The organism is Pseudomonas sp. Ga0074129 (assembly GCA_001465025.1).
Taxonomy (GTDB): domain Bacteria; phylum Pseudomonadota; class Gammaproteobacteria; order Pseudomonadales; family Pseudomonadaceae; genus Aquipseudomonas.
Genome location: LNDO01000070.1, coordinates 1 through 25,713, shown reverse-complemented (window position 1 = coordinate 25,713; position 25,713 = coordinate 1). Strand labels below are relative to the sequence as shown.

The 25,713-nt window shown below is 58.8% G+C and carries 22 protein-coding genes; 18 read left to right on the top strand and 4 right to left on the bottom strand.

The window, feature by feature from the left end; translation table 11 throughout:
• Positions 1–211: 211 nt before the first annotated feature.
• Positions 212–886, bottom strand: a complete 675-nt coding sequence (locus AUK77_RS08005; protein ID WP_296128016.1) for a transglutaminase-like cysteine peptidase — start codon at positions 884–886, stop codon at positions 212–214.
• A gap of 251 nt (positions 887–1,137) precedes the next feature.
• On the opposite strand from AUK77_RS08005, the gene AUK77_RS08000 reads away from it, so the two are divergent.
• The 14 genes from AUK77_RS08000 (at position 1,138) to AUK77_RS07935 (ending at position 16,092) form a co-directional block, all read left to right on the top strand.
• Positions 1,138–1,863: a tellurite resistance TerB family protein gene (locus tag AUK77_RS08000; protein ID WP_296128014.1), complete on the top strand. Its 726-nt coding sequence runs from the start codon at positions 1,138–1,140 to the stop codon at positions 1,861–1,863.
• Between the two features lie 218 nt (positions 1,864–2,081).
• Positions 2,082–3,177, top strand: a protein-coding gene (gene prfB / locus AUK77_RS07995) for a peptide chain release factor 2 (protein ID WP_296128012.1) whose coding sequence is annotated in 2 segments (ribosomal slippage) — positions 2,082–2,153 and positions 2,155–3,177 — 1,095 coding nt in all. Because the reading frame shifts where the segments join, the coding sequence is not laid out codon by codon here.
• Between the two features lie 145 nt (positions 3,178–3,322).
• Positions 3,323–4,840, top strand: coding sequence for a lysine--tRNA ligase (gene lysS, locus AUK77_RS07990; RefSeq protein WP_296128010.1), 1,518 nt, complete (start codon positions 3,323–3,325; stop codon positions 4,838–4,840).
• A gap of 272 nt (positions 4,841–5,112) precedes the next feature.
• A complete protein-coding gene (locus AUK77_RS07985; RefSeq protein WP_296128018.1) occupies positions 5,113–5,823 on the top strand; it encodes a TetR family transcriptional regulator in 711 nt (236 codons plus the stop codon).
• 29 nt (positions 5,824–5,852) lie between these two features.
• A complete protein-coding gene (locus AUK77_RS07980) occupies positions 5,853–6,404 on the top strand; it encodes a hypothetical protein (RefSeq protein ID WP_296128008.1) in 552 nt (183 codons plus the stop codon).
• A 2-nt stretch (positions 6,405–6,406) separates the two neighbouring features.
• Complete coding sequence (locus tag AUK77_RS07975) at positions 6,407–7,702, top strand: flavohemoglobin expression-modulating QEGLA motif protein (protein WP_296128007.1); 1,296 nt, start codon at positions 6,407–6,409, stop codon at positions 7,700–7,702.
• Positions 7,703–7,893: 191 nt separating this feature from the next.
• On the top strand, positions 7,894–8,640 hold the full coding sequence (locus AUK77_RS07970; RefSeq protein ID WP_296128004.1) for a TIGR00266 family protein: 747 nt from the start codon (positions 7,894–7,896) through the stop codon (positions 8,638–8,640).
• Positions 8,641–8,733: 93 nt separating this feature from the next.
• Positions 8,734–9,039, top strand: coding sequence for a hypothetical protein (locus AUK77_RS07965; protein WP_296128002.1), 306 nt, complete (start codon positions 8,734–8,736; stop codon positions 9,037–9,039).
• Positions 9,040–9,194: 155 nt separating this feature from the next.
• Positions 9,195–11,831 carry a phosphoenolpyruvate carboxylase gene (ppc, locus tag AUK77_RS07960; RefSeq protein WP_296128000.1) on the top strand — a complete coding sequence of 879 codons (2,637 nt, stop codon included), beginning with the start codon at positions 9,195–9,197 and terminating at the stop codon, positions 11,829–11,831.
• A gap of 254 nt (positions 11,832–12,085) precedes the next feature.
• Complete coding sequence (gene adk, locus AUK77_RS07955) at positions 12,086–12,733, top strand: adenylate kinase (RefSeq protein ID WP_296127997.1); 648 nt, start codon at positions 12,086–12,088, stop codon at positions 12,731–12,733.
• Positions 12,734–12,947: 214 nt separating this feature from the next.
• Positions 12,948–13,733, top strand: a complete 786-nt coding sequence (locus AUK77_RS07950; RefSeq protein WP_296127994.1) for a 5'-nucleotidase, lipoprotein e(P4) family — start codon at positions 12,948–12,950, stop codon at positions 13,731–13,733.
• Positions 13,734–13,891: 158 nt separating this feature from the next.
• A complete protein-coding gene (gene tsaB, locus AUK77_RS07945) occupies positions 13,892–14,572 on the top strand; it encodes a tRNA (adenosine(37)-N6)-threonylcarbamoyltransferase complex dimerization subunit type 1 TsaB (RefSeq protein ID WP_296127989.1) in 681 nt (226 codons plus the stop codon).
• A 76-nt stretch (positions 14,573–14,648) separates the two neighbouring features.
• Positions 14,649–14,990, top strand: a complete 342-nt coding sequence (locus AUK77_RS07940; protein WP_296127983.1) for a hypothetical protein — start codon at positions 14,649–14,651, stop codon at positions 14,988–14,990.
• A gap of 241 nt (positions 14,991–15,231) precedes the next feature.
• The gene (locus AUK77_RS07935) at positions 15,232–16,092 is read left to right on the top strand and encodes a DUF72 domain-containing protein (protein WP_296127981.1); all 861 of its coding nucleotides are present in this window, start codon (positions 15,232–15,234) and stop codon (positions 16,090–16,092) included.
• A gap of 12 nt (positions 16,093–16,104) precedes the next feature.
• On the opposite strand, the gene AUK77_RS07930 is transcribed toward AUK77_RS07935, so the two are convergent.
• Positions 16,105–16,869, bottom strand: a complete 765-nt coding sequence (locus AUK77_RS07930; RefSeq protein WP_296127978.1) for a hypothetical protein — start codon at positions 16,867–16,869, stop codon at positions 16,105–16,107.
• A gap of 106 nt (positions 16,870–16,975) precedes the next feature.
• Here AUK77_RS07930 and AUK77_RS07925 point away from each other — a divergent pair, with 106 nt between their 5' ends.
• On the top strand, positions 16,976–17,764 hold the full coding sequence (locus tag AUK77_RS07925) for a class I SAM-dependent methyltransferase (RefSeq protein ID WP_296127975.1): 789 nt from the start codon (positions 16,976–16,978) through the stop codon (positions 17,762–17,764).
• Between the two features lie 106 nt (positions 17,765–17,870).
• Here AUK77_RS07925 and AUK77_RS07920 read toward each other — a convergent pair whose 3' ends face one another.
• Complete coding sequence (locus AUK77_RS07920; RefSeq protein ID WP_296127973.1) at positions 17,871–18,518, bottom strand: TetR/AcrR family transcriptional regulator; 648 nt, start codon at positions 18,516–18,518, stop codon at positions 17,871–17,873.
• Between the two features lie 91 nt (positions 18,519–18,609).
• Between AUK77_RS07920 and AUK77_RS07915 the strand changes: the two genes are divergently transcribed.
• The 3 genes from AUK77_RS07915 to AUK77_RS07905 all read left to right on the top strand — a co-directional run bounded on the left by AUK77_RS07915 (position 18,610) and on the right by AUK77_RS07905 (position 24,631).
• A complete protein-coding gene (locus tag AUK77_RS07915; protein WP_296127969.1) occupies positions 18,610–19,731 on the top strand; it encodes an efflux RND transporter periplasmic adaptor subunit in 1,122 nt (373 codons plus the stop codon).
• Between the two features lie 5 nt (positions 19,732–19,736).
• Positions 19,737–22,817, top strand: coding sequence for an efflux RND transporter permease subunit (locus tag AUK77_RS07910; RefSeq protein ID WP_296127966.1), 3,081 nt, complete (start codon positions 19,737–19,739; stop codon positions 22,815–22,817).
• A 374-nt stretch (positions 22,818–23,191) separates the two neighbouring features.
• Entirely contained in the window at positions 23,192–24,631 is a 1,440-nt protein-coding gene (locus AUK77_RS07905; protein WP_296127964.1) for a sodium:solute symporter family protein, read from the top strand.
• A gap of 571 nt (positions 24,632–25,202) precedes the next feature.
• On the opposite strand, the gene AUK77_RS07900 is transcribed toward AUK77_RS07905, so the two are convergent.
• On the bottom strand, positions 25,203–25,628 hold the full coding sequence (locus tag AUK77_RS07900) for a hypothetical protein (protein WP_296127962.1): 426 nt from the start codon (positions 25,626–25,628) through the stop codon (positions 25,203–25,205).
• Positions 25,629–25,713 lie beyond the last annotated feature (85 nt).

Below are 25,713 nucleotides of genomic sequence, written 5' to 3'. Positions count from 1 at the left end.
CCGTGAAAATTGAATCGTCTTCATGATCAATCCCTCGTATTCGGAGATGTCACGATTCAGTTTAGACCACTGCAACAGTTAACTCAGACAGAGCCTTCACTTAAGGCACGCAAATGGCTTTTTGTAGCCCGGATGCAATCCGGGATCGGTATCGGCCATGCAACCCCTACTCGAATTGCATCCGCACGCTTGCTGATTTTGTAGCAGGGCGTCAGCTGCGCGGCGCGGAAGGCGCCGAACCATCGGCCAGCGCGCGCTCACTCAGCTCATTCCAGCGGGCGAGGAATTCAGGTGGCTGGCTGACGCGTTGCGGCGATTTGGCCAGAAACACACCGTGGTTATTGAAGGAATACACCGGCAATAGATCAGCACGTTCGCTGGCCGGCCGGATGCGGGTGTCGAGGTTGTCGAGAATCAGCGGTTGCGCACTGGGTGTCGGGTAATAGGCCAGCACCATGTGCGCCTGATTTTGCGTAAGTGCTTTGACGAACGTCAGGCGCAGCTTGTCGCTCGGCACGCCCAAGCGCACCAGGCTGAAGTACTTGGCTATCGCAAAATCTTCGCAGTCGCCCTGGCCCAGCAGCAGTGTTTGTGCGGGCGTGGCCCAATAATCGTCGATGCCCCAGGCTTGCTGGTCGCTGACGAAGGTTACCGAGCGATTGATAAATTCATTCACCCTCTGCAACTGGGCGCGCTCGTCGTCATCGTGCGGGTTTTGCCCGAGCAGGTTATGCCAACTGCTCAGGCGCGCGTCACTGATTGCCGATGAAAGCCCTGCTAGGTGCTCTGCTTGGGCTTCTGCGGGGCGCGCCGGGCTTAACAGCATGCTGGTGACGAGCAGGCTGCTGAGTAGAAGATGGTGAGGCGCGGAAGAGCACGACGACATGGGCGATTCTCTGGCGTAGGCTCTTGATAGCCTTTTACCAATGCATTTCTTTGAGTCGCCATCCTAGCGGCGTCAAATATAGATCGACCAGCCTGAAACTGTGATAACGACCACTAATTGACGGATTTGTGCCGGTTAGCCGACGAACAGCCGGCGGGTCGGCAATCTTTCGAAGCATTCTGAGTAAGGTCAGTGGAAACCTCTCTCACTAGAATTGGTCATTTGCTGCATCACCATTTGGAGAGCGCTTTATGAATACCCGTGGATTGCTTGATCAACTTCTAAAATCCGGTCAAGACCTGATGCAGCAAAAAGCTGGCGGTGCATCTGCTGGCGGCCTAGGCGGCTTGCTGGGTGGCGCGGCCAAGGCCGGGCAGGGCGCTAACGTTGGTGCATTACTCAAGGGCGCTGGCGGTGGTGCCCTTGCAGCGGGTGCGCTGGGTTTGCTGTTGGGCAACAAAAGTGCGCGCAAAATGGGCGGCAAGGCGCTGACCTATGGTGGCCTGGCGGCGCTGGGAGTGGTCGCCTACAAGGCTTACAACAACTGGCAGGCGCAACAGGCCAATACCGTTCAGGTTGAGCCGCAAACCCTCGATCGTCTGCCCGCACCGCAGGTTGAGTTGCACAGTCAGGCCATTCTCAAAGCGCTGGTCGGGGCGGCCAAGGCGGACGGGCATGTTGACGCACGTGAGCGCCAGTTGATCGAGGGCGAGTTGGTTAAGCTGACACCCGATCAGGATGTGCAACGCTGGTTGCAGGCTGAATTGAACAAGCCCTTGGACCCGGCAGACATCGCCCGCGCCGCCAGCACTCCGGAAATGGCCGCAGAAATGTACCTGGCCAGCGTGTTGATGGTCGATGAAGAGCACTTTATGGAACGCGCCTACCTTGAAGAGTTAGCGCGCCAACTCAAGCTTGATCCCGCCCTCAAGGCCGAGCTTGAAGCGCAGGTGCGGCAAGAGTTTATCGCCGGCTAAAACGGCGTTTGGCTTGAAATTAAGCGCAGCCCACGGTGATCTCATCGCGCTGTGGGCCTGCAACCATGCATTTAGCCACCCTCGCGGGCTGCGTTGCAGGCTACGCAACGCTGTCTGCACGCTGGTCTGAGCCTGCAGATTGCGAGCTGCAAGGCGGTGGGGGACTGCGTTATACTCGCCGGCTTTTCCGAAAGTTTGACCTGCGAGTGCTGCCAGCCATGGAAATCAACCCGATCCTTAATAGCATCAAGGACCTGTCCGAGCGCACCCAGACTATTCGGGGGTATCTTTGACTACGATCACAAACATGATCGTCTGGTCGAAGTAAACCGCGAGCTCGAAGACCCGAGCGTCTGGAACAACCCGGAATACGCCCAGAATCTGGGCCGTGAACGCGCCAGCCTGGCGCTGATTGTCGATACCCTGGACGATCTCGCCGCAAGCCTGAGTGATTCACGCGACCTGCTCGACATGGCCGTGGAAGAAGACGACGAAGGCGCGGTGAATGACGTTGTCGCTGAAGTCGAGCGGCTGCGTGGCATCCTCGAGAAGCTCGAATTCCGCCGCATGTTCAGTGGCGAGATGGACCCCAACAACGCCTACCTCGATATCCAGGCCGGTTCCGGCGGCACCGAAGCCCAGGACTGGGCCAACATGCTGCTGCGCATGTACCTGCGCTGGGCCGACAAACGCGGGTTTGACGCCACCATCATGGAGCTGTCGGCCGGTGAAGTGGCCGGTATCAAAGGTGCCACCGTGCACATCAAAGGCGAATACGCCTTTGGCTGGCTGCGCACCGAGATTGGCGTACATCGCTTGGTGCGCAAGAGTCCGTTCGACTCCGGTAACCGTCGCCACACCTCGTTTACCGCGGTGTTCGTGTCGCCGGAAATCGACGACAACATCGAGATCGAGATCAACCCGTCCGATCTGCGCATCGATACCTACCGCTCCTCTGGTGCGGGCGGTCAGCACGTAAACACCACCGACTCGGCCGTGCGTATTACCCACGTACCGACCAATACCGTGGTCAGCTGTCAGAACGAGCGCTCCCAGCACGCCAACAAAGACACCGCCATGAAAATGCTGCGGGCCAAGTTGTACGAGCAGGAAATGATGAAACGCAGCGCTGCGTCTCAGGCGCTGGAAGACACCAAGTCGGATATCGGCTGGGGCCACCAGATTCGCTCTTATGTACTCGATGCTTCGCGGATCAAAGATCTGCGCACCAACATCGAACGCAGTGATTGCGACAAGGTGCTGGACGGCGACCTCGACGAATACTTGATCGCAAGCCTTAAACAAGGGCTGTAAACCTAATCCTGTAGGAGCCAGAGGGATACTTGGTTCTTGCTGGCGAATCGGCACCCTGCATCGCCGATTCGCCACCCAAAAGCATTGCCAGCAAGCTGGCTCCTACATCACCACTTTGCATTACACGCCAGGCAGATAGACGACCATGAGCGACCAACAACTCGACCCGCAAGCCCTCACCCATGAAGAGCATCAGCACGAAGAAAACAAGCTGATTGCCCTGCGCAAGGAAAAGCTTGCAGCCATCCGTGAGCAAGGCAACGCCTTCCCCAACGACTTCCGCCGTGAACACTACTGCGCCGACCTGCAGAAGCAGTACGCCGAGAAGACCAAGGAAGAGTTGGCCGAAGCTGCCATTGCGGTCAAAGTCGCTGGCCGTATCATGCTCAACCGTGGTTCGTTCATGGTCATTCAGGACATGAGCGGGCGCATCCAGGTTTACGTCAACCGCAAAACCCTGTCGGCTGAAACCCTGGAAGCGATCAAGCATTGGGACTTGGGCGACATCATCTCTGCTGTTGGCACCCTGGCCCGTTCCGGCAAGGGCGATCTGTACGTGGAAATGACCGAAGTGCGCTTGCTGACCAAGTCACTGCGCCCATTGCCGGACAAACACCACGGCCTGACTGACACCGAACAGCGCTACCGCCAGCGCTACGTCGACCTGATGGTCAACGAAGACGTGCGTCAGACCTTCCGCGTTCGCTCGCAGGTGATTGCGCATATTCGCAGCTTCCTGATGCAGCGTGACTTCCTTGAAGTGGAAACGCCGATGCTGCAGAGCATCCCTGGCGGTGCCGCGGCCAAACCTTTCGAGACGCATCACAACGCGCTGGACATGCAAATGTTCCTGCGTATTGCCCCTGAGTTGTACCTCAAGCGTTTGGTGGTGGGCGGTTTTGAGAAAGTCTTCGAGATCAACCGTAACTTCCGTAACGAAGGCGTCTCGACCCGGCACAACCCCGAGTTCACCATGCTCGAGTTTTACCAGGCCTACGCCGATTACGAAGACAACATGGACCTGACCGAGGAGTTGTTCCGCGAGTTGGCCATGCTGGTGCTGGGCACCACCGATGTGCCGTACGGCGACAAAGTGTTTCATTTCGGCGAGCCGTTCGTGCGTTTGTCGGTGTTTGACTCGATCCTCAAGTACAACCCGGACATCAGCGCTGCCGACCTCAACGACCTCGACACGGCTCGCGCCATCGCCAAAAAAGCCGGTGCCAAAGTGCTCGGTTTTGAAGGCCTGGGCAAACTGCAGGTGATGATTTTTGAAGAGCTGGTTGAGCACAAACTAGAGCAGCCGCACTTCATCACCCGCTATCCGTTCGAAGTGTCCCCGCTGGCCCGTCGCAGCGATGATGATCCGAGCGTGACGGATCGCTTCGAGCTGTTTATCGGCGGCCGTGAAATCGCCAACGCCTACTCCGAGTTGAACGATGCCGAAGATCAGGCCGCGCGCTTCCATCAGCAAGTGGCTGACAAGGACGCGGGCGATGACGAAGCCATGCACTACGACGCCGACTTTGTCCGCGCGCTGGAGTACGGCATGCCGCCGACCGCTGGCGAGGGCATCGGGATTGACCGTTTGGTGATGCTGCTGACTAACTCACCTTCGATTCGCGACGTGATCCTGTTCCCGCACATGCGGCCGCAGGCCTGATCCAACAAAAAGCCGCCTACGGGCGGCTTTTTGTTGCGCAGTTAGTGTGCCTTGATGGTCGTTGGCGACTTCAGTTTAACCATCTGTGCCCAGGTTGGGCCTCGTCGCACCGGTTGAGTGGTTTTGTGACCACGCTGCGCGTGGCTTAACCGCGACGTTCAGCGCCACTGTTAGTGCGCAGGCTTTTTCTGAGTGGCGCATGGATTATTTGAACGATTTGCTGACTAAGTGAAACGTTATCGATAGGACTGACAGAGGAATGTCCCGCCGTGATTGCTAAACCCATTCAAGACAGCGCCACCTTGGTTGCCCATGCCGTTGCTGAGAGCGTGCAATACCAAGGGCGCAAGGCCAGTCGCCAGGGCAGTGAGCAGCGGCGTCAGGCCATTCTGGATGCCGCCATGCGCATTATCGTGCGTGATGGCGTGCGCGCTGTGCGTCACCGCGCGGTGGCGGCTGAGGCGGATGTGCCCTTGTCGGCCACCACCTATTACTTCAAAGACATCAACGACCTGATCACCGACACCTTCGCCCAGTTCGTTGAACGCAGCGCCGCGCACATGGGGCACTTCTGGAGCAGCACTGAAGGCCTGCTGCGTGAGCAGGTCAGCCAGCTTGATGGCAGTGCCGAATCACGTCGGCGGCTGGCCAACGAAATCGCCCGGCTGGCCGTGGAGTATGTGCGCCAGCAATTGTTGAATCGCCGTGATCAACTGCTGGCCGAGCAGGCATTCCAGCAGGAAGCGTTGCTCAATCCCCGGCTGCACGGCCTGTTACGTGCTCATCGGCAGATTTTATTGCAGGGCGTGACGCACTTTTTTGAGGTGCTGGGTTCACAGCAGGCGGAGCAGGATGCCAAGCTCTTGACGGCCATTATTGTGCGCATGGAGTATCAAGGTCTGCTCGATGGCGTCGAGCATTTGGACAGTGAAGATATGTTGGCCATGCTCAAACGCTATATGCATTTGGTATTGGGGCTGTAACACGCCCATCCGCTCACAAGGAGAGTTAAATGATCATCTGGCGCGCGCTGCTTGCCGTGTCCTTTTTGTTTCTTGGTGGTTGTCTGGTCACCTTCAGGGACCCGATACCGGCCAACGAGGCTGCCCCTATTCCCCTGCTTGGCGAATGGACGCGCGAAAACGAGTGGGGTGAGCAACTGTATTTGCAGATCACCCGTGCCGGCCCCAGTGTCTACAAGGCGCGCGCCTTCGTAGACAGCCCGGATAACCTGGAAAGTCTTGAAGAGTACGGCTTTACCGTGGCTCATCATGGTCGTCGCTGGTACCTCTCGGCAGGACTGTCGAAGCGACTGGGCGGCAACTTCGCGATTGCCGGTTTTGAACTGACGGCGGGCAATGAACTGGTGATCTACAACCTGGATATTGACCGTATCGTTCAGGAACTGGAGCAAGGCGGGCTGCAGGGTGAGACAGTCGCGAGCGCCGAAGGTGAAGGGGTGCTGATCAGTAGCCCGCTGGAGCAGGTATTCAGTTACCTGGATGATCAGGCCAATTCCGACGTCTTTATCGAAGTGGCCCGTTACCAGCGCGTAGGAGAGTAGCGATGAACAGTCATACCGGTTTGGACGATTATCAGCTCATGGTTCGCGCCTTATCGGAGCGGATCGTCGGCGCGCAAACGCCAATTCGCGTGCTGGATGCGGTGAAGTGGGACGACTCGATTCGCAGTGAGTTTTTGAAGCACAAAGGCAAGCAGCTGCCTAAGGTCGACCGCGATTACTACCTTAATCGCCCGCTGGCGTTCGATGCAGCAGCCAAAAAGCTGGAATTCCAGAACATCGAGCGTGACATCACCCGTCATTTGGGCCAATTCAACCCGGTCGGGCAGATCATGCGGCGCATGTGCCGCGAATACCGCATGGTGGTGCGCATGCTTGAAGCGCGTGGCACCGAGGACTTTGGCCTGATTAGCCAGGAACTCTACGGCGCAGCGTCCGACGCCTTCCATGCTGGCGATCCGACGCTGGCGGATTTGGGCATGATGTTTTCTGACTTTCTCAACAACATCGACAAGCGCGGCGACCTCAAGGATGAAGCCAAGACCCTGACGGCAAAAGACGCGGTCAGCCTTTTGCAGCAGCGCTTGAACAAGGTGTTTGGCGAAGCAGAAGGCACCATTCGGGTGTTTGAGTCCGACGGTATTCTGGCTGACGCAGCGGCCGGAGCCGACTACATCAAGATTCGCTCTGATGTGATGTTTAACGATCGTGATGTTAAGGCGCTGGAAGTACACGAGGGCTTGGTGCATGTGGCCACCACGCTTAACGGCTTGAATCAGCCGATCTGCACCTTTCTGTCCAAGGGGCCGCCCTCATCGACCGTCACCCAGGAAGGCCTGGCGATTCTGATGGAGGTGATCACCTTCGCCTCTTATCCGAGCCGGTTGCGCAAACTGACCAATCGCACGCGCGCTATTCACATGGCTGAAGAGGGCGCAGATTTTGTTCAGGTGTATGATTTTTACCGTGAACAGGGCTTTGACACGGAGCAAAGCTACAGCAACGCCAATCGTGTGTTCCGTGGTTCCACCCCGGTTGGCCTGCCCTTCACCAAGGACTTGTCCTACCTGAAGGGGTTTATCATGGTTTACAACTACATCCAGTTGGCCGTGCGCAAAGGCAAGCTGGAGCAAATTCCGCTGCTGTTCTGCGGCAAAACCACCCTGGAAGACATGCGTACCCTGCGAAAACTGGTGGATGAAGGGTTGGTCGTTCCCCCCAAATACCTGCCGCCACAGTTCAGTGACCTCAACTCACTGTCGGCCTGGATGTGCTTTTCCAACTTCCTCAATCACCTGAGTTTGGATCGGATCGAAGCCGACTACGCCAATATCCTCTAGGAGCTACTGCGCTCGGGTATGCAGCGTTGCGCACGACCTGAAAAATGCTCATTTACAGTCGTAAACTCCGCTTTTTCAGATCGTGCGCGCCTTGCCTAACCTTCGCTCGTGACCCTCCTAGTCCTTTAATAGACGATTCGTAGCCCGGATGAAATCCGGGTCTGCTCTTCACGCATTAACAGGAGCTGCGCATGCCCAGCCATCAACTCGATTACGAAATCCTCGGCACCAGCGCGCAGAGCGTGGAGATCATTCTCGATCCCGGTGAAACGGTGATCGCCGAAGCCGGCGGTATGAATTACATGACCGATGGCATTCGTTTTGAAACGCGCATGGGCGATGGCGCAGCCAGTGGTGTGTTAGGCAAGTTGTGGGGCGTTGGAAAACGCATGCTGACGGGCGAGTCGTTGTTTATGACGCACTTTTCCAATGCCGGCAAAACGCAGGCGCGGGTAGCGTTTGCCGCGCCTTATCCGGGCACCGTAGTGCCGATTCAACTGGCGGAACATGGCGGTACGCTGATCTGCCAGAAAGATGCCTTTCTCTGCGCCGCCTACGGCACGGCGGTGGGCATCAGCTTCAACAAGCGTCTGGGGGCCGGTTTCTTCGGCGGCGAGGGGTTTATCCTGCAAAAGCTCGAAGGCGACGGTCTGGCCTTTGTGCATGCGGGCGGCACGGTGATTCGCAAGCAACTGAACAATGAAACCCTGCGCCTGGATACTGGCTGCCTGGTCGCCTTTACCCAGGGTATTGAGTACGACATTGCCTTGGCCGGTGGCCTTAAAAGCATGCTGTTCGGTGGGGAAGGCATCTTGCTGGCCACGCTCAAGGGCACGGGTACCGTTTGGGTGCAAAGCCTGCCGTTTTCACGCTTGGCGGATCGGCTCTACGAGGCCACGTTCAAAGCGCGCGAAGAGCTGCGCGCCGGTGGTAAATGAATGTGGCAATCTGTGCCTTTGCAGGGGCGTGCGTTTGTAGCAAGCTGCGCGCCCTGAAGGTCTGCCCGCTAATTGTCTTGTTGAGAACCTGTGATGAGTGAATTGAACCCAATCCCCCTGATCCTCACGGCCGTCGGCACCGTCTGCGCCACGGTGGGCGTACTGGCGTTTTATGGTTATCTGCATATTGCCAAGCCGGAAGACGCGCTGCTGTTATCCGAATTCACCATGCTCAAAACCGTGCCGGGCGAGGACTATAAAATCTCCCTTAAACCCGCCAGTCAGGTCGCGCAGTGCATTGATGGTGTGCTCGTGCTGTTCGATATGGAGCAGAAGGGCTTGAGCGGTGTACTGGTTGATCAGCGCAAGCAAGCCGTGCGGTGTAACGCTGGCGAGTAATCTACTTAGGGCGCGGTGTGTAAGCCGCGCCATATGGCCAAGGCGTGGTTTGCTCCGCGCCACGCCGCTGCCGACTCAAGTGCGCGACCCCGGCCACTTGTAAGAATCGGGCCTGCTGTGCACTCTGTACTGGACTTCAGTGGAGGGAATCAGCCATGGCAGAAATTGACGCGCGTTTACGTGAGGATGTTCACCAGCTCGGTGAGCAACTGGGCCATACCATCAGCGTGCAACACGGCGCTGCCTTTCTCGAGAAAATCGAACGTATTCGCAAGGGTGCCAAGGCTGCGCGCCGTGGCTCCTCCGAGGGTGCTGCACAGCTCAGTGAAACCCTCAATCAGCTCAATGATGCTGAGTTGCTCCCCGTCGCTCGTGCGTTCAATCAATTTCTTAATTTGGCCAATATTGCCGAGCAATACCACCGCGTGCGCCGGCGTGCGCCCGGTGAAGCGCAGCCGTTTGAAGACAATATGCTGGCTGACCTGCTTGCGCGCTTGAGTGCCAATGGCCACAAAGGCGAAGCCTTGGCGCGTCAGTTCGGACGCCTGGATATTGAGCTGGTACTGACCGCGCACCCCACTGAAGTGGCGCGGCGTACCCTGATTCAGAAGTACGACGCCATGGCCGAGCAACTGGCCGCTGGTGACCACAATGACCTGTCGGTTGCCGAGCGCGAGCGGGTCACGCAGCGGTTGCAACGGCTGATTGCCGAAGCCTGGCACACCGAAGAAATTCGCCGCAGCCGCCCCAGCCCGGTGGATGAGGCCAAGTGGGGCTTTGCCGTGATTGAGCACTCGCTCTGGCAGGCGGTGCCCAATGTGCTGCGCAAGGCGGATCAGGTGCTGCATCAGGCCACCGGTTTTCACTTGCCGCTTGAGGCAGCGCCCATTCGCTTTGCCTCATGGATGGGCGGCGACCGCGACGGCAACCCCAACGTTACTGCCAGCGTGACCCGCGAAGTGCTGCTGCTGTCGCGCTGGATGGCGGCGGATCTGTACTTGCGTGATATCGACCACCTCGCGGCTGATCTGTCGATGCAACAAGCCAGCCCGGCGCTGTTGGCGCGCGTGGGGGAGAGCGCCGAGCCTTATCGCAGCTTGCTTAAACAGCTACGCGAACGCCTGCGTGCCACACGCAGTTGGGCGCAGGCTGCCCTAAATGAGGCTGTGCCAGCACCGGCGGCGGTGTTGCACGATAACCACGACCTGTTTGAGCCGTTGCAGCTTTGCTACCAGTCATTGCATGAATGCGGCATGGGCGTGATTGCCGATGGCCCCTTGCTGGACTGCCTGCGCCGCGCCGCCACCTTCGGGCTGTTTCTGGTGCGCCTCGATGTGCGCCAGGACTCCAGCCGCCATGCTGCGGCCATGACGGAGATTACTGATTACCTAGGCCTTGGGCGCTATGCCGAATGGGATGAAGAGACGCGTGTGACGTTTCTGCTCAACGAGTTGGAAAACCGCCGTCCTCTGCTGCCTGCACACTTTAAAGCCAGCGGCGAAACCGCCGAGGTCCTGGCCACGTGCCGCGAGGTAGCGGGTGCCCCGGCGGCATCCTTGGGCTCTTACGTCATCTCCATGGCCGGCGCGGCGTCTGATGTGCTGGCGGTGCAACTGTTGCTCAAAGAGTCCGGTTTGCAACGGCCAATGCGCGTGGTGCCCCTGTTTGAAACCCTGGCGGATCTGGATAACGCCGGCCCCGTTATCAGCCGTCTGCTGGCGCTGCGCGGTTATCGTGCGCGCCTGCAGGGGCCGCAGGAGGTGATGATCGGCTATTCCGATTCAGCCAAGGATGCCGGTACAACCGCAGCTGCCTGGGCGCAATACCGCGCGCAGGAAACCTTGGTGCAAGTGTGCCGCGAACAGAATGTTGAATTGCTGCTGTTCCACGGTCGTGGCGGTACGGTGGGGCGCGGCGGTGGCCCGGCCCATGCGGCGATTCTGTCGCAGCCTCCAGGCTCCGTGGTGGGGCGCTTTCGCACCACTGAACAGGGCGAAATGATCCGCTTCAAATTCGGCCTGCCGGACATTGCCGAGCAAAACCTCAATCTCTATTTGGCCGCCGTATTGGAAGCCACTGTGTTGCCGCCGCCCACGCCAGAGCCGGCTTGGCGCGAGTTGATGGATAAATTGGCCACTGATGGGGTCAATGCCTACCGTGCGGTGGTGCGCGAGCATCCGCAGTTTGTCGCCTACTTCCGCCAAGCCACACCCGAGTTGGAATTGGGCCGCTTGCCGCTCGGCAGTCGCCCGGCCAAACGCCGTGAAGGCGGCGTGGAAAGCCTGCGGGCCATCCCCTGGATCTTTGCCTGGACCCAAACGCGCCTCATGCTGCCCGCGTGGCTGGGATGGGAGGCTGCGTTGAACAACGCACTACAACGCGGTGAAGGCGAACTTTTGCAGCAGATGCGCGCGCAATGGCCGTTTTTCCGCACCCGCATCGACATGCTGGAGATGGTGTTGGCCAAGGCAGACGCTTCAATAGCCCGCTTGTACGACGAGCGTCTGGTTGAGCCGGCATTGTTACCCTTAGGTGAGCATTTACGCGGCCTATTGTCGCAGGCGGTGAGAGCCGTACTGGGGCTTACAGGGCAATCGCAGTTACTCGCGCACAGCCCGGAAACCCTCGAGTCCATTAGCGTGCGCAACACTTACCTGGATCCGCTGCACCTACTCCAGGCTGAACTGTTGGCGCGCTCAAGGCAGCGCGATGATCAGGCGGGCAGCCCGTTAGAGCAGGCGCTGTTGGTCAGCGTGGCGGGTATTGCGGCCGGCTTGCGCAACACCGGTTAAGCGCAGAAGGTTATTCCGCGTGGATGCATGGGTGCGATGTAGTGCATGTTTTTTGGCACTACCTTTTTCGGCGTGCCGCTTGCGTATCCGACTTTTGGTGGCTTGTGCGCCATGGGTGCGCTGTGTATCTTGAGCGGCCTTTCGGCACTCTGGCTTGGGTTTTGCCTTGGTTAGCAGCGCTGTTTGAACGATTCTGAGATTGGCCCCACGAGGCGAGTCCGACGATTTTTACTTAAATCTTGAGGAGCACATCGATGCGCGTGATTCTGCTAGGGGCGCCCGGTGCCGGTAAAGGTACCCAAGCTGGTTTCATCACCAAGAAATTTGGTATTCCGCAAATCTCCACCGGTGACATGCTGCGTGCCGCCGTCAAAGCGGGTACCGAACTTGGCCTGAAAGCCAAGAGCGTGATGGACAGCGGTGGTCTGGTGTCGGATGACCTGATCATCAACCTGGTCAAAGAGCGTATTGCTCAAGCAGATTGCGCAAATGGCTTCCTCTTCGATGGCTTCCCGCGCACCATTCCTCAGGCCGAAGCCTTGAAGGAAGCGGGCGTGGTGATCGACAACGTGGTTGAAATTGCCGTTGATGATGAAGAAATCGTCGGCCGTATTGCCGGTCGTCGTGTGCACCCCGCTTCGGGTCGCGTCTACCACACCGAGCACAACCCGCCAAAGGTTGCTGGTAAAGATGACGAAACCGGTGAAGACCTGATTCAGCGCGACGACGACAAAGAAGAAACCGTGCGTCACCGCCTGTCCGTCTATCACTCGCAGACCAAGCCGCTGGTGGACTTCTACCAGAAGCTTGCCGCCGCTGACGGCACGCCGAAATACAGTGCCATCGCCGGCATCGGTTCGGTGGATGAGATCACTGCCAAGGTACTGGCTGCGCTCAGCTAAACCTTTGTGCAGTTAACCAACGGCCCGCTTTTGCGGGCCGTTGGCGTTTTTGCGGCGCTGTTTTAGTGCGTTTGGATACGTTGCGGTCGCTCTCAAGCAAGGGCGCGCTTGCCCCGGTTTTTACTATCAGGGCTGAACGTTCCGGCGGTCTGGCGACTTTATCGCCAGGTCTTGTCGGTTCGCCTGCGTGATCATCAAGGAGAGAGGACATCCGATGCGCCTACAATCAACCCGTCACATCACGTGGCTTGGCCTTACCGCGTCACTGCTGAGCATGCCCATGGCATTTGCCGAGAGTCAGGCCGCGCCAAAGAACGAATGCGCCGTTGCCGAGTTCACCATGGGGCTGCGTTTCCAGCAGCAATCGGCAGAAGTTCAGGCGTTGCAGTTGCAGGCATACAACATCGCCACGATGAAACTGGATGCGGCAGTGGCCGCAGCGAAAGATCCGTCCAAATTGGCCGTTGTGACCGATCTAGATGAAACCGTAATCGATAACAGCGCTTTGCTCGCGAGGGATCTGGCCAACTGTCACACCTATGATGCCTGGGACACCTGGCTGCCTTGGGAGCGCGACGGCACTCCGGCGCTGATCCCCGGTGCTAAGCAGTTTTTGCAGCACGCCGACAGCTTGGGTGTGACCATTCGCTATATCTCCGACCGTGCCGATGAGCAGAAATCCCATACCCTGGCCACGCTGACCAAGCTTGGTTTGCCACAGATATCGGCAGAGAGTGTGCTTTTGCTGGGCCCGCCCAAAGTTGAGCGGCGCGCGATCGTTAGTGCTGATCATCAAATCGTCTTGCTGCTGGGCGATACCTTGCATGACTTCGATGCCCGATTCCGCAAAACACCACTGGCCGACCAGCGTGCCACGGTGGCCGCCGAATCCGCTAAGTGGGGCACTGAATGGATTGTCTTCCCCAATGCCAGCTATGGCACGTGGTCCAAAGCGCCGCTGAAAGCCTGGGACGCCAAACCGGTGATTCAGCCTTGGTGAGGGTTTAGCTAAACACCTGCTGGGCCAGATGAGGCCCGGCATGCAAGGTTTGCAGCTTTATTGCTTCCGACTGCCGGTGCGGGCGGCAGTGATTGCGCTGGAAAAAAAAGCCTTAAGCCGGTCTAATGCCCGTCCTATTTTTCACCGCTGCGAATGCAATGACCACTCTTTTGGCCCTCGATACTGCGACCGAAGCCTGCTCTGTAGCCCTGCTGCACAACGGTGAGGTGCTCAGTCACTACGAAGTGATTCCGCGCATGCACGCTCAGCGCCTGCTGCCGATGATCAAGCAGTTGCTGGCCGAGGCCGAGGTGCCTTTGTCTGCGCTCGATGCGATTGCCTTCGGTCGTGGTCCCGGTGCCTTTACCGGGGTGCGGATTGCCATTGGTGTGGTGCAGGGCTTGGCCTTCGCCTTGGAGCGTCCGGTATTGCCGGTTTCCAACTTGGCAGTGCTAGCCCAGCGCAGCCTGCGCGAGCATGGCGCACAGCAAGTGGCTGCTGCGATTGATGCGCGCATGGATGAAGTCTATTGGGGCTGCTACCGCGCCGAGCAGGGCGAAATGCGCTTGGTTGGTATTGAGGCCGTCTTGCCGCCGGAGCGTGCGTGCTTGCCGCGTGACGCGTCGGGCGACTGGTTTGCCGCAGGCACGGGCTGGGGCACCTTTGCCGCGCGTATCCCGGTGGTGACCAGCGCACAGGATGCCGCGATGCTGCCGCATGCTCAGGATTTGCTCAGTTTGGCCGGCTTCGCCTGGGCCCGGGGCGAAGCGCTTGAGGCCGATTTGGCGCAGCCCGTCTACCTGCGTGATCAAGTCGCGACGCCGAAAGGCGCTGCCTGATTGCCAACCGACGTGGCGAGGACTAGATTGCCATGACAGCCCTTCATCCTTGGCTGATCACACTGAGCTTTAACTAATGCGCATTGACGGCTTTACCGCCTCCTATTCCCCAGACCGCAGCTCCCGCCCGGGCGCTGCGGTCACGCCGTTTCGGGATGCGCAGCGTGAAATTGAAGCCAGCCGTGAACAACCGGCCGCTCCAGCCAGCAGTCAGGGGCTGGAAATAGTCGCTCAAGCGCGCAAGGTTGAAGCCAGCAACGCCAGCATTGATAACCTGCCAGCCCGCCTGCAAGACCCGCTCTACCAACCGCAACTGAACAACCGTGCTGCCCAGGCCTTGGCCGCGTATAGCACGACTGCCGGGTTTGCCAGCGAGATGGATGCTCAGCAGGTGATGGGGCTCGACCTCTACGCCTAGCAGGCCGTTGAAAAGCTACCTACGTTGGCAATACTGCGTTAAAAACATGCTCGGCTAGCCGCTTGCGGCTAACGCGCTTCAGCGCGACCCGAAGGGCGAGTGAAACGAGCAATGCTCATTTACAGCACGTAAACTCGCATGCGAGCCCAGTCCGCTTCCTCGCTGCTTTGACCAGCCGGAGGCTGTTACTACGTAGCGCCTTGTCTTGCCTGCCTCGCCTACATTTTTCAACGGCCTGCTAATGCTGCCTTACTTTCTCGGTTGTCCTTCTTGGAGCGAGCCCGCCTGGTGCGGTTCTTTGTACCCTGCGCACGCCTCCAGTGCTGAATTCTTATCCCATTACGCCCGCGTGTTTAATGCGGTTGAGGGCAATACCACCTTCTATGCGTCGCCTTCGGCCGAGACCGTGGAGCGTTGGGCGGCGCGTATGCCGGCAGAACTGCGCTTTTGCGCCAAGTTGCCGCGTGAGGTCAGTCATAACGGCGACTTGCGCGCAAACCTGGACGCGACTGAGACCTTTCGCCGTTTGTTAGCGCCTTTGGGGTCGCGCGTCGCGCCTTACTGGTTACAGCTTCCCGCGAGTTTTACACCCGCACGCTTGGCCGAACTGCACAGCTTTCTTGAGCCATGGCAGTCCGGTGAGTTGGCCGTGGAAGTCCGTCATCCGGCGTTCTTTGATAAAGGCGAGGATGAACGACGCCTGAATCGCCTGCTGCATGGGCTTGGCATCGAACGGATCTGTCTGGACACGCGGGCGCTGTTCAGTTGTGACTCGCGCGCGCCGGCCGTGCTGCATGCTCAAGCCAAAAAGCCGCGTCTACCCCTGCGTCCGACAGCCTTTAGTCAGTCGCCGCAGGTGCGCTTTATTGGCCATCCCGAGTTGTCGGCCAATGACCCGTTTATGGCCCCCTGGTTGGACAAAGTGGCGAGCTGGATCGAGGAGGGGCGAACGCCTTACGTGTTTCTGCACACCTCGGACAACCGCCTGGCACCGCAACTCGCGCAGCGTTTTCATCAGCAGCTAATGCAGCGCCTGCCCGGACTGGTTGCCCTGCCAGAGCCAGAGGGTGACGCCCGCACGGAGCAATTGGGCTTGCTCTGACCGCTGCGCCGCTTAGCGCTGCGCCAGCAGCAGGTCGGCCGCCACGCCGCTGCGGCCATCAGCAAACTCAAAACGCCCGAGTTGAGCGATCTGGTCGTAAGCGCCCAAGGCGATCTGCACATCCCGCGCTTGCAGCTCAATGGCACTGACGCCGGCTTGCGTCAGCGACTGGCTGGATTGACGGCCCTGCGCGTCGAAGCGCAGCAGCGCCAGACGCTCGAAGATCGCGTCTTGTTTATCGATGCGGTCATCGCGGTTGTCGTCGTACTTGGCGAGTTCGGCAAACCCGTTGGCGGCACCGTTCTGGTCACCAAACAGCTCGCGTCCGTTGTCAATGCGCCCGTTACCATTACGGTCATAGGCGAGCAGGGCATCATCGCCGGTTGGCACGCTGATCTGGTCCTGCCTACCATCGCCATCCAGATCAAAGCGTACCGGACGCGTCAGGCCGCTGGTGCTGAAGCCATTCCCCGCCAAATCCAGTACCAAGGGGTCGGTCAGTTGCGGTTCTGCATTGATGCTGACGTTCAGTTCGAGTTCACGCTGCGCTGCCATGGCCCGGAAGTCGCTGGCTTGAGCCGTGACGGCGGGTGGTTCACTGGGTGTTTCAGGTGGGCTGGCCGGCACCTCTGGTGGCTCCGCATCGGGCATCAGCGTGCGCCGCAGAATCTGATAATCCAGCGAGCTGCGTACGCCTTCATCCAGCGTTTCGCTGAGCGAGCCGCTGTTGTTGGCGGCAGAGGGAAGGCTGCGTGGGGCAGAGGTAACATCGAACATGGCGAACTCGATGCGGCTGGATGCTGCCGGGTCTGGCAAAATGCCGCTCAAGCAGGTTGTCGGCTGTTACGGCAGTCAATTGAGTGATTTTTGAGCACATTTTCTAATGAGTGATGAACGGCTTAGCGCCAGAATTCGTATGCAGGCCCTCGCGCCGCATTTGCAGGCGGCCGCAGAGCAGTGGGCGAAGCGCCTGAACTTGCCGCTGCAGGGCGACAGCGAATTTGCCCTGCAACTGGGCGAGGATGGCTTGCAGTTGGTTGAGCTGGGGCCGCAGGCACCGGGGCCGGTCAAGGTGGATTTTGTCGAAGGTGCGGTGGCGCATCGCCGGCTGTTCGGCGGAGGCACCGGGCAGATGATTGCCAAGGCCGTGGGCGTGCAGCCCGGTGTTCGGCCGCAGGTATTGGATGCCACAGCGGGCTTGGGTCGCGACGCCTTTGTGCTGGCCAGTTTGGGTTGTCGGATGACGCTGATCGAACGCCAGCCGTTGATCGCTGCATTACTGGAGGATGGTCTGGCACGGGCGGCGCTGGATCGTGATGTGGCCCCGATTGCCGCACAGATGCAACTGCTCACCGGCAATGCCATCGACCTGATGCGTAACTGGCAGGGCGAGCCGCCGCAGGTGATCTACCTGGACCCGATGTTCCCGCACCGCGATAAGAGTGCGTTGGTGAAAAAAGAGATGCGCCTGTTCCGCCCCTTTGTCGGTGACGATCTGGACGCGCCGGCCCTGCTGGAGGCGGCGCTGCAACTGGCCAGCCATCGCGTTGTGGTCAAACGCCCGCGCAAAGCTCCGCTGATTGACGGGGCCAAGCCGGGATATGCCCTGGAAGGCAAATCCAGCCGCTACGACATCTATCCGAAGAAGAAGCTGCAGGCGGCAAGCGAGTAGGTTTGTAGCTCGTTCAAGGATGAGGCGCTGTATGGCGTAGGTTGGGTTGAGGCACGAAGCCCAACACCTACAATCCAGCGTTGGGCTTCACAGGCTCAGCACCCACCTACGACGCTTGATCGGCGCGAAAGGCGCGCAGAAATACGCTGACGGCATCACGTACGTGGGCTTCTGCCGCGTCGCCTTGCAGGGCATCACCACAGCCGATCAACAACCGAAAATTGGCCCCACCCTTGATCAGGCAAAAAAAGTGATCCGCCGCGCTCAGCGGATTGCTCACGCGCAATTTGCCGTGCTGGTTGGCCCGGCGCAGCAAGGCCTCCATGCCGTTGAGTACGCGCTGAGGCCCCGCCTCATAAAACAGGCGTGAGAGTTTCGAGTCCTGTGCCGCCAGGCTCACCATCACCCGGTGCAACTCCACCGACTCGCGGCTGTTGATCAGCGCGTTGAATCCCCGGCCAATGCCCAGCAGCACTTGGTCTATCGGCGCGTCGTCATTTAATTCGAAGAGCAACTCTGGCAGTTGTTCTTCGCATTTTGATTTCACCGCCTCGGCGAACAGCGTCTCTTTGTCAGTGAAGTGGCTGTACACCGTGAGTTTGGAGACGCCTGCTTCGGCGGCAATTACGTCCATGCTGCTGCCGTCATAGCCGCGGCTGAGAAACAGGCTTTTCGCCGCTTCCAGAATGGCTTTGCGCTTGACCAGGTCTTTCGGGCGGCCTGGGCCGCTGGGTGGCAACACTTTGTTTGGCATAGGGCGTTTTTAATAGTGGACTAGTGAGTTTGCTATTTTTACTATACCCGCCAGTATAAATATTCAAAAGCCTCTGCAAAGGTTACTTATCATGCTGCGTCGTGCCTTGTCTGTTGCTGTGCCTGTTGGCCTTGTTGTGCTTCTTGCTGCGTGTGGAAACAGCGAGCCGGAAGCCGTTGCCGTGCGTCCTGCCATGGTGGTTCAGCCGCAGTTGGCCGGTGACCTGGTGGATGCCTACCCCGGTGAAGTGCGCGCGCGGCTTGAGCCGCAGTTGGCATTTCGCATTGGCGGCAAAGTGGCCAAGCGCCTGGTCGATGTGGGCGCGCGGGTGAAAAAGGATCAGCCGCTGGCTGAACTGGACCCACAAGACGTGCGCCTGCAGCTTGAAGCCATTCGCGCTCAGGTCGCTGCGGCCGAGGCCAACCTGCAACTGGCGCGTGCCGAGCGTGAGCGCTACAAAGCCCTGCAGGCCCGTAATCTGGTCAGCCGCTCGCAGTTTGATAATGCAGAAAACACCTACCGCTCGGCAGAGGCGCGGGTAAAACAGGTCAAGGCCGAATACAACGTGGCCAACAACCAGGCCGGATATGCCGTGCTGCGCGCCTCGCAGGATGGTGTGGTGGCGCAACGCATGGTGGAAGTCGGGCAAGTGGTAGCTGCCGGGCAAAGCGTGTTTACCCTGGCCGCTGACGGTGAGCGGGAAGTGCTGATCAACCTGCCTGAGCAAGCCTTCGAGCGCTTCAAGGTGGGCCAGGATGTTGCCGTTGAACTCTGGTCGCAGCCCGATCAACGCTTCCCGGGCCGCATTCGTGAAATGTCGCCATCGGCCGATCCACAGTCACGCACCTTTGCCGCCCGCGTTGCCTTTGTTGAAGGCAAAGTGCCGGCCGAGCTGGGCCAGAGTGCCCGCGTGTTTATCGCCCACAACGGCGAGGTGCCGCTGGCCGTGCCCCTCTCGGCGCTAACCGCTGAGCAAGGCAAGCCCTATGTGTGGGTAGTCGACCCCAAGGATTCCACCCTCAAGCGTACTTATGTGCGTATCGGCGCTTACGGCGAGAAAACCGTGCCGGTACTCGAAGGTTTGCAGGCCACCGATTGGCTGGTGGCCGCGGGCGGCCAAGTGCTGCAGGAAGGCCAGAAAGTGCGCCCGGTTGACCGCGATAATCGCGTGGTTGAACTCACGGCCAAGGCCAATCTGACGGTCAAGGAGTAAGCCCGATGGATTTCAACCTGTCCGCCTGGGCGCTGCGCAACCGCCAGATCGTGCTGTATCTCATGCTGCTGTTAGCCGTGGTCGGGGCTGTGTCCTACACCAAGCTGGGGCAAAGCGAAGATCCGCCTTTTACCTTCAAAGCCATGGTGGTACGCACCAATTGGCCGGGCGCGAGTGCTGAAGAGGTGTCGCGTCAAGTCACCGAGCGCATTGAAAAGAAACTGATGGAAACCGGCGAGTACGACAAGATTGTTTCGTTCTCGCGCCCGGGTGAGTCGCAGGTCACGTTTGTGGCGCGTGATTCGATGCGCTCCAAAGATATTCCTGATCTGTTCTACCAGGTGCGTAAAAAGGTTAGCGATATCCGCCACACCTTGCCGCAAGGCATCCAGGGGCCTTTTTACAACGACGAATTCGGTACTACGTTCGGCAATATCTACGCCTTGACCGGCGAGGGTTTTGACTACGCCGTGCTCAAGGATTATGCCGACCGCATCCAACTGCAACTGCAACGCGTCAAGGATGTGGGCAAGGTAGAGCTGCTGGGCCTGCAGGATGAGAAGGTCTGGATCGAGCTGTCCAACACCAAACTCGCTACCTTGGGCTTGCCTCTGGCTGCCGTGCAAAAGGCGCTTGAAGAGCAGAACGCGGTGGCCGCTGCCGGCTTTTTTGAAACCGCCTCCGACCGCGTGCAATTGCGTGTAACCGGGCGGTTTGAAACGGTTGAAGAGATCCGCAATTTCCCCATCCGGGTGGCCGAGCGCACCTTCCGCATCGGTGATGTGGCTGAGGTCAAACGTGGCTTCAATGATCCACCTGCACCGCGCATGCGCTTTATGGGTGAGGATGCCATTGGCCTGGCGGTTTCCATGAAAACCGGCGGCGACATTCTGGTGTTGGGCAAAGCCCTTGAAGGCGAATTCTCACGGCTGCAGGAAACCCTGCCGGCCGGCATGCAATTGAGCAAAGTCTCGGATCAGCCCGCTGCGGTGAAAACCGGTGTCGGTGAGTTCGTCCGCGTACTCGCTGAAGCGGTGGTGATCGTTCTGCTGGTGAGCTTCTTCTCGCTGGGCATGCGCACCGGCTTGGTGGTGGCGCTGTCGATTCCGCTGGTGCTGGCGATGACCTTTGCCGCCATGTATTACTTGGGCATCGGCCTGCACAAGATTTCCCTCGGTGCGCTGGTGCTGGCGCTGGGCTTGATGGTGGACGATGCAATCATCGCCGTGGAAATGATGGCGATCAAAATGGAGCAGGGCTATGACCGCGTCAAAGCGGCCAGTTATGCCTGGACCAGCACCGCCTTCCCCATGCTCACCGGAACGCTGATCACCGCGGCAGGCTTCTTGCCGATTGCTATCGCGCAGTCGGGTACGGGCGAATACACCCGTTCGATTTTTGAAGTGGTGACCATTGCGCTGTTGGTGTCGTGGATTGCCGCCGTGGTGTTTGTGCCCTACCTGGGTGCCAAGCTGCTGCCCGACCTAGCCAAGTTGCATGCCGCCAAACATGGCGGGCGCAATGACGGCCATGACCCTTACAACACACCGTTCTATCAGCGTGTACGAACGGCGGTTGAGTGGTGTGTAAAACGCCGCAAAACCGTAATTGCACTGACCGTCTTGTTGTTCGTGGCATCCATCGTGCTGTTCCGCTTTGTGCCGCAACAGTTCTTCCCAGCCTCCGGTCGACTGGAGCTGATGGTTGACCTCAAACTCAGCGAGGGCGCGTCACTGGCGGCGACAGAAGAGCAAGCCAAACGCCTGGAAAAACTCCTAAGCGGTCACGAAGGCATCGACAACTTCGTCGCCTATGTCGGTACGGGGTCGCCGCGTTTCTACCTGCCGCTGGACCAGCAACTGCCGGCCGCCAGCGTGGCCCAGTTTGTGGTGTTGGCGAAAAGCATCGAAGAGCGCGAGAAGATCCGCACCTGGCTGATCCAGTTGATGCAGGATGAATTCCCGACCCTGCGCACGCGCATTTCGCGTCTGGAAAACGGCCCGCCTGTGGGTTATCCGGTGCAGTTCCGCGTCTCGGGTGAGCACATTGATGAAGTTCGCCAATTGGCGCGCCAAGTGGCGGCCAAGGTGCGCGACAACCCCCATGTGACCAATGTGCACCTGGACTGGGAAGAGCCGAGCAAAGTGGTGCGCATGAACATCGATCAGGAACGTGCCCGCGCCCTGGGCGTGAGCACTGCCGACCTGTCGCGCTTTCTGCAAAGCTCGCTGACTGGTTCACCCGTCAGTCAGTACCGTGAAGGCAATGAGCTGATCGAAATCCTCTTGCGCGGCACTCTTAACGAACGCCAGGAATTGGGTTTGCTACCAAGCCTGGCCGTGCCGACTGAGAGCGGTCGCAGCGTGCCGCTGTCGCAGATCGCCACCCTGGAATATGGCTTTGAGGAAGGCATTATCTGGCACCGCAATCGTCTGCCAACCGTTACTGTGCGCGCCGATGTGTATGGCAAAGAGCAGCCGGCCAGCCTGATCAAGCAGATTCTGCCGACTCTTGAGCCGGTGCGCGCGCAATTACCGGATGGTTACCAACTGGACGTGGGTGGCACCGTGGAGGATTCCAGCCGTGGCCAGGCGTCGGTGAATGCGGGTGTGCCGCTGTTTATCGTGGTGGTGTTGACCTTGCTGATGCTGCAACTCAAGAGCTTCTCGCGCTCGGTCATGGTCTTCCTCACCGCGCCGCTGGGTTTGATTGGCGTCACCCTGTTTTTGCTGGTGTTCCAGCAACCGTTCGGCTTTGTGGCCATGCTCGGCACCATCGCCCTGTCGGGGATGATCATGCGTAACTCGGTAATCTTGGTCGATCAGATCGAGCAGGACATCAGCTCGGGCATGGACCGTTGGCACGCCATTATCGAAGCCACCGTGCGGCGTTTCCGTCCCATCGTACTCACCGCACTGGCCGCCGTGTTGGCGATGATCCCGCTGTCGCGCAGCGTGTTCTTCGGGCCAATGGCGGTGGCCATCATGGGTGGCCTGATCGTCGCCACGGCGCTGACGTTGTTGTTCCTGCCGGCGCTGTATGCGGCGTGGTTCCGGGTTAAGGAAACGGAGTCCAAACCGGCCTGACTCAGCGCTTGATGATGTTGCAAAGCCAGGCCCTCGGGCCTGGTTTTTTTATGCCCCGAGGTTGTCGCTCCGTTGGGCGTGGAGTCGGATGGGTGTCAAAAATATGCAACTGTCCGCTGTGCTGAATTAGTGGCTTTTTCAGCGGATACAGCCATTTACAAAGAAGAAAAGAGCGGTGTAGCGAATTATCTACTTACATTTCGTCGTTTTTGTTTGACATATTTTACGTATTTGCCAGACTGCGCCCCCTTGAGCGGGCACGTGCAGTGACCCGCCATGAATGGTCATAACAATAACCTGTAGGCCACCGTTCCGCCCTGCGCTGTTGCGTGGGCCATGCATGCGGTGGGCTGACGTCTGTGGAACGGGAAAGCATGCTGATCTGGTTTGTTGCGCTCTATTTGCTGGTGACGGTTGCCATCGGTTTTTACGCCTCTACTCGGGTTCACAACACCCGCGACTTTGCCTCAGGTGGCCGCAGCATGGGCTTCCCCATTGTCGCCGCCATGGTATTCGCCACCTGGTTCGGCTCCGAAGCGGTACTGGGTATTCCCGCCACCTTCCTCGAAGAAGGCTTTGCCGGCATCGTTGAAGACCCCTTTGGCTCCTTCGGCTGTCTGTTCCTGGTTGGTTTGATCATCGCCCGGCCGTTGTACCGCATGAACCTGCTGACCATTGGCGACTACTTCAAGAAGCGCTTCGGCCCGCAGGTCGAGCTGATCATCAGCCTGGTCATCGTCATGTCCTACCTGGGCTGGATCGCCGCACAGTTGATCGCGCTGGGCTTGGTGTTCAACGTCATCTCTGATGGCAGCATCAGCACCACGCAGGGCATGTTCCTCGGCACTTTTATCGTGCTGCTGTACACCTTGTTCGGCGGTATGTGGTCGATTGCCCTGACCGATTTCTTCCAGATGATCATCATCGTGGTCGGCCTGATCTATCTGGTCTGGCTGTTCAGCGACATGGCCGGCGGTGCCGACCTGGTGATCAGCAAAGCAGCCAGCGATGGCAAGTTCACCTTTATGCATGCCTTCGAGCCTAAGGACATCGTTGCCTTTATCGGCGCGGCGGTGACCATGATGCTTGGCTCCATCCCGCAGCAGGACGTTTATCAACGCGTAATGTCGGCCAAGAGCGAGAACATCGCCGCGCGCGCCTCGATGGCCGGCGCGGTGTTCTACCTGAGCTTCTGCATGCTGCCGATCTTCTTGGTGTACGCCGCCTCGATGATCGACCCGGCGCTGGTCGAGAAATGGCTGACCGAAGACTCGCAGATGATTTTGCCGCTGCTGATCCTCGACAAGACGCCGCTGTTCGCCCAGATCATGTTCTTCGGTGCGCTGCTCTCGGCGATCATGTCCACCGCCTCCGGCACCCTGCTGGCACCGTCGGTAACCCTGACCGAGAACGTACTCAAGCGCTTCTTGCCAGTCCTCAGCGACAAGCAGTTCCTGCTGCTGATGCGTGTCACCATTGTGTTCTGTGCGGCGTCGACCCTGAGCTTTGCCCTGTATTCGGATGCGAGCATCTACGAGATGGTCGGCAACGCTTACAAGGTGACGCTGGTGGCGGCGGTGGTGCCGTTGTTTGCCGGGTTGTTCTGGAAGCGTGCGACTACCCAGGGCGCGTTGTTTGCCATTGCCTTTGGTCTGGTCTCGTGGATCTACCTGGAATTCACCTGGACTGAAGCCGCTTTCTGGCCGCCACAATTGGCGGGCCTGCTGTTCAGCATGGCCGGTATGCTGATTGGTACGCTGCTGCCGCAGTGGAGCCGTGATCAGAACGACACGCTGGTGGCGCAGGTGCAATAAGCCTGACGCTTAGCTGATAAAACCCCGCTGATTGGCGGGGTTTTGTTTTTGCGTCTGACGAAAGCCGTGGGAGGGGCTTTAGCCGCGAGCGTTGTTGGTTTTATGAGGGGCTTTGTTTGTGCCGCTTACAACTGCATGGGTATCGCGCTGCTCAACCCATCCTACGAATGTCCGCCGAACCTGTAGGAGCGGGCTTGCCCGCGATGCTTTTGCTTCGGCTTTTACGTTCTGCTTTTTCTTCCACAAAGCACTCAAACAACGCGGTCCCCGAACCCCGTCAGGAGGCCGAGTGGAGGTGCTGTGGAGAGGGGCGTTTGGCATGGATGCCAAACGAGGAACGATGGGCCAGGGATGGCCCACCGTGACGACCCTCGGAACAGCACCGGAGCGAGGGGAGTTGAGCGCAGCGAAACCCGGATGTCGGGCGCGCTTTCTCTTTGGTTACTTTCTCTTTGCGCGCGCAAAGAGAAAGTGACTCGCCGTAAAGGCGAAAGGGTGATTCACATTAAAAGCAGGTGCGGCGTGCGTTAGATGCTGGATGGGTATCGCTTCGCTCAAACCATCCTACGAACTATGGACGAAACTCTGTCGGCCACAGGAAGTAAGGACCGAATTTCGGACTCATACGAAATTCACCGCCTGCGCTTTTGCCTTTTTCTGTCAGGTAATTTTTGTTATCTCGTACTTCGAGATATTGCTCCGTGACCAATTTATCCAGTAGCTCGTTGGTCTTGAGCCCGATCTTTTGCGCCAGTTTTGAACTGGTTAATTTTCCTGCGTTGTCTTCGTTGTCGTTTTTGTTGATTTCGCTGTCGCTCTCCTTGGAAACAACCTCCAATGAGATGCGTACCTCGTCACTGATGCGAATAATGCGTTGTGCTTCTTCGTAAGCATCTTTATAGAGCTCGGCATCTTCGCCACGGTTTATCAGCACGCCCATTTCGTTGTTATTGATCTGGCTGAACTCATAGAGGTTCAGGCTAGCGGCGATTTTCAAGGTAGTTGTCGCGTGAGCGTGTCACGCTGCCTTTGATGTTTGCTGCAGTACCGCTTCCCGCTCCGGGTTCAGGCACACGATTGGT

Coding starts and splice junctions, on each gene's coding strand:
- AUK77_RS08005 (WP_296128016.1), bottom strand. CDS start 886: ATGTCGTCGTGCTCTTCCGCGCCTCACCATCTTCTACTCAGCAGCCTG.
- AUK77_RS08000 (WP_296128014.1), top strand. CDS start 1,138: ATGAATACCCGTGGATTGCTTGATCAACTTCTAAAATCCGGTCAAGAC.
- lysS (WP_296128010.1), top strand. CDS start 3,323: ATGAGCGACCAACAACTCGACCCGCAAGCCCTCACCCATGAAGAGCAT.
- AUK77_RS07980 (WP_296128008.1), top strand. CDS start 5,853: ATGATCATCTGGCGCGCGCTGCTTGCCGTGTCCTTTTTGTTTCTTGGT.
- AUK77_RS07975 (WP_296128007.1), top strand. CDS start 6,407: ATGAACAGTCATACCGGTTTGGACGATTATCAGCTCATGGTTCGCGCC.
- AUK77_RS07970 (WP_296128004.1), top strand. CDS start 7,894: ATGCCCAGCCATCAACTCGATTACGAAATCCTCGGCACCAGCGCGCAG.
- AUK77_RS07965 (WP_296128002.1), top strand. CDS start 8,734: ATGAGTGAATTGAACCCAATCCCCCTGATCCTCACGGCCGTCGGCACC.
- ppc (WP_296128000.1), top strand. CDS start 9,195: ATGGCAGAAATTGACGCGCGTTTACGTGAGGATGTTCACCAGCTCGGT.
- adk (WP_296127997.1), top strand. CDS start 12,086: ATGCGCGTGATTCTGCTAGGGGCGCCCGGTGCCGGTAAAGGTACCCAA.
- AUK77_RS07950 (WP_296127994.1), top strand. CDS start 12,948: ATGCGCCTACAATCAACCCGTCACATCACGTGGCTTGGCCTTACCGCG.
- tsaB (WP_296127989.1), top strand. CDS start 13,892: ATGACCACTCTTTTGGCCCTCGATACTGCGACCGAAGCCTGCTCTGTA.
- AUK77_RS07940 (WP_296127983.1), top strand. CDS start 14,649: ATGCGCATTGACGGCTTTACCGCCTCCTATTCCCCAGACCGCAGCTCC.
- AUK77_RS07935 (WP_296127981.1), top strand. CDS start 15,232: ATGCTGCCTTACTTTCTCGGTTGTCCTTCTTGGAGCGAGCCCGCCTGG.
- AUK77_RS07930 (WP_296127978.1), bottom strand. CDS start 16,869: ATGTTCGATGTTACCTCTGCCCCACGCAGCCTTCCCTCTGCCGCCAAC.
- AUK77_RS07925 (WP_296127975.1), top strand. CDS start 16,976: ATGAGTGATGAACGGCTTAGCGCCAGAATTCGTATGCAGGCCCTCGCG.
- AUK77_RS07920 (WP_296127973.1), bottom strand. CDS start 18,518: ATGCCAAACAAAGTGTTGCCACCCAGCGGCCCAGGCCGCCCGAAAGAC.
- AUK77_RS07915 (WP_296127969.1), top strand. CDS start 18,610: ATGCTGCGTCGTGCCTTGTCTGTTGCTGTGCCTGTTGGCCTTGTTGTG.
- AUK77_RS07910 (WP_296127966.1), top strand. CDS start 19,737: ATGGATTTCAACCTGTCCGCCTGGGCGCTGCGCAACCGCCAGATCGTG.
- AUK77_RS07905 (WP_296127964.1), top strand. CDS start 23,192: ATGCTGATCTGGTTTGTTGCGCTCTATTTGCTGGTGACGGTTGCCATC.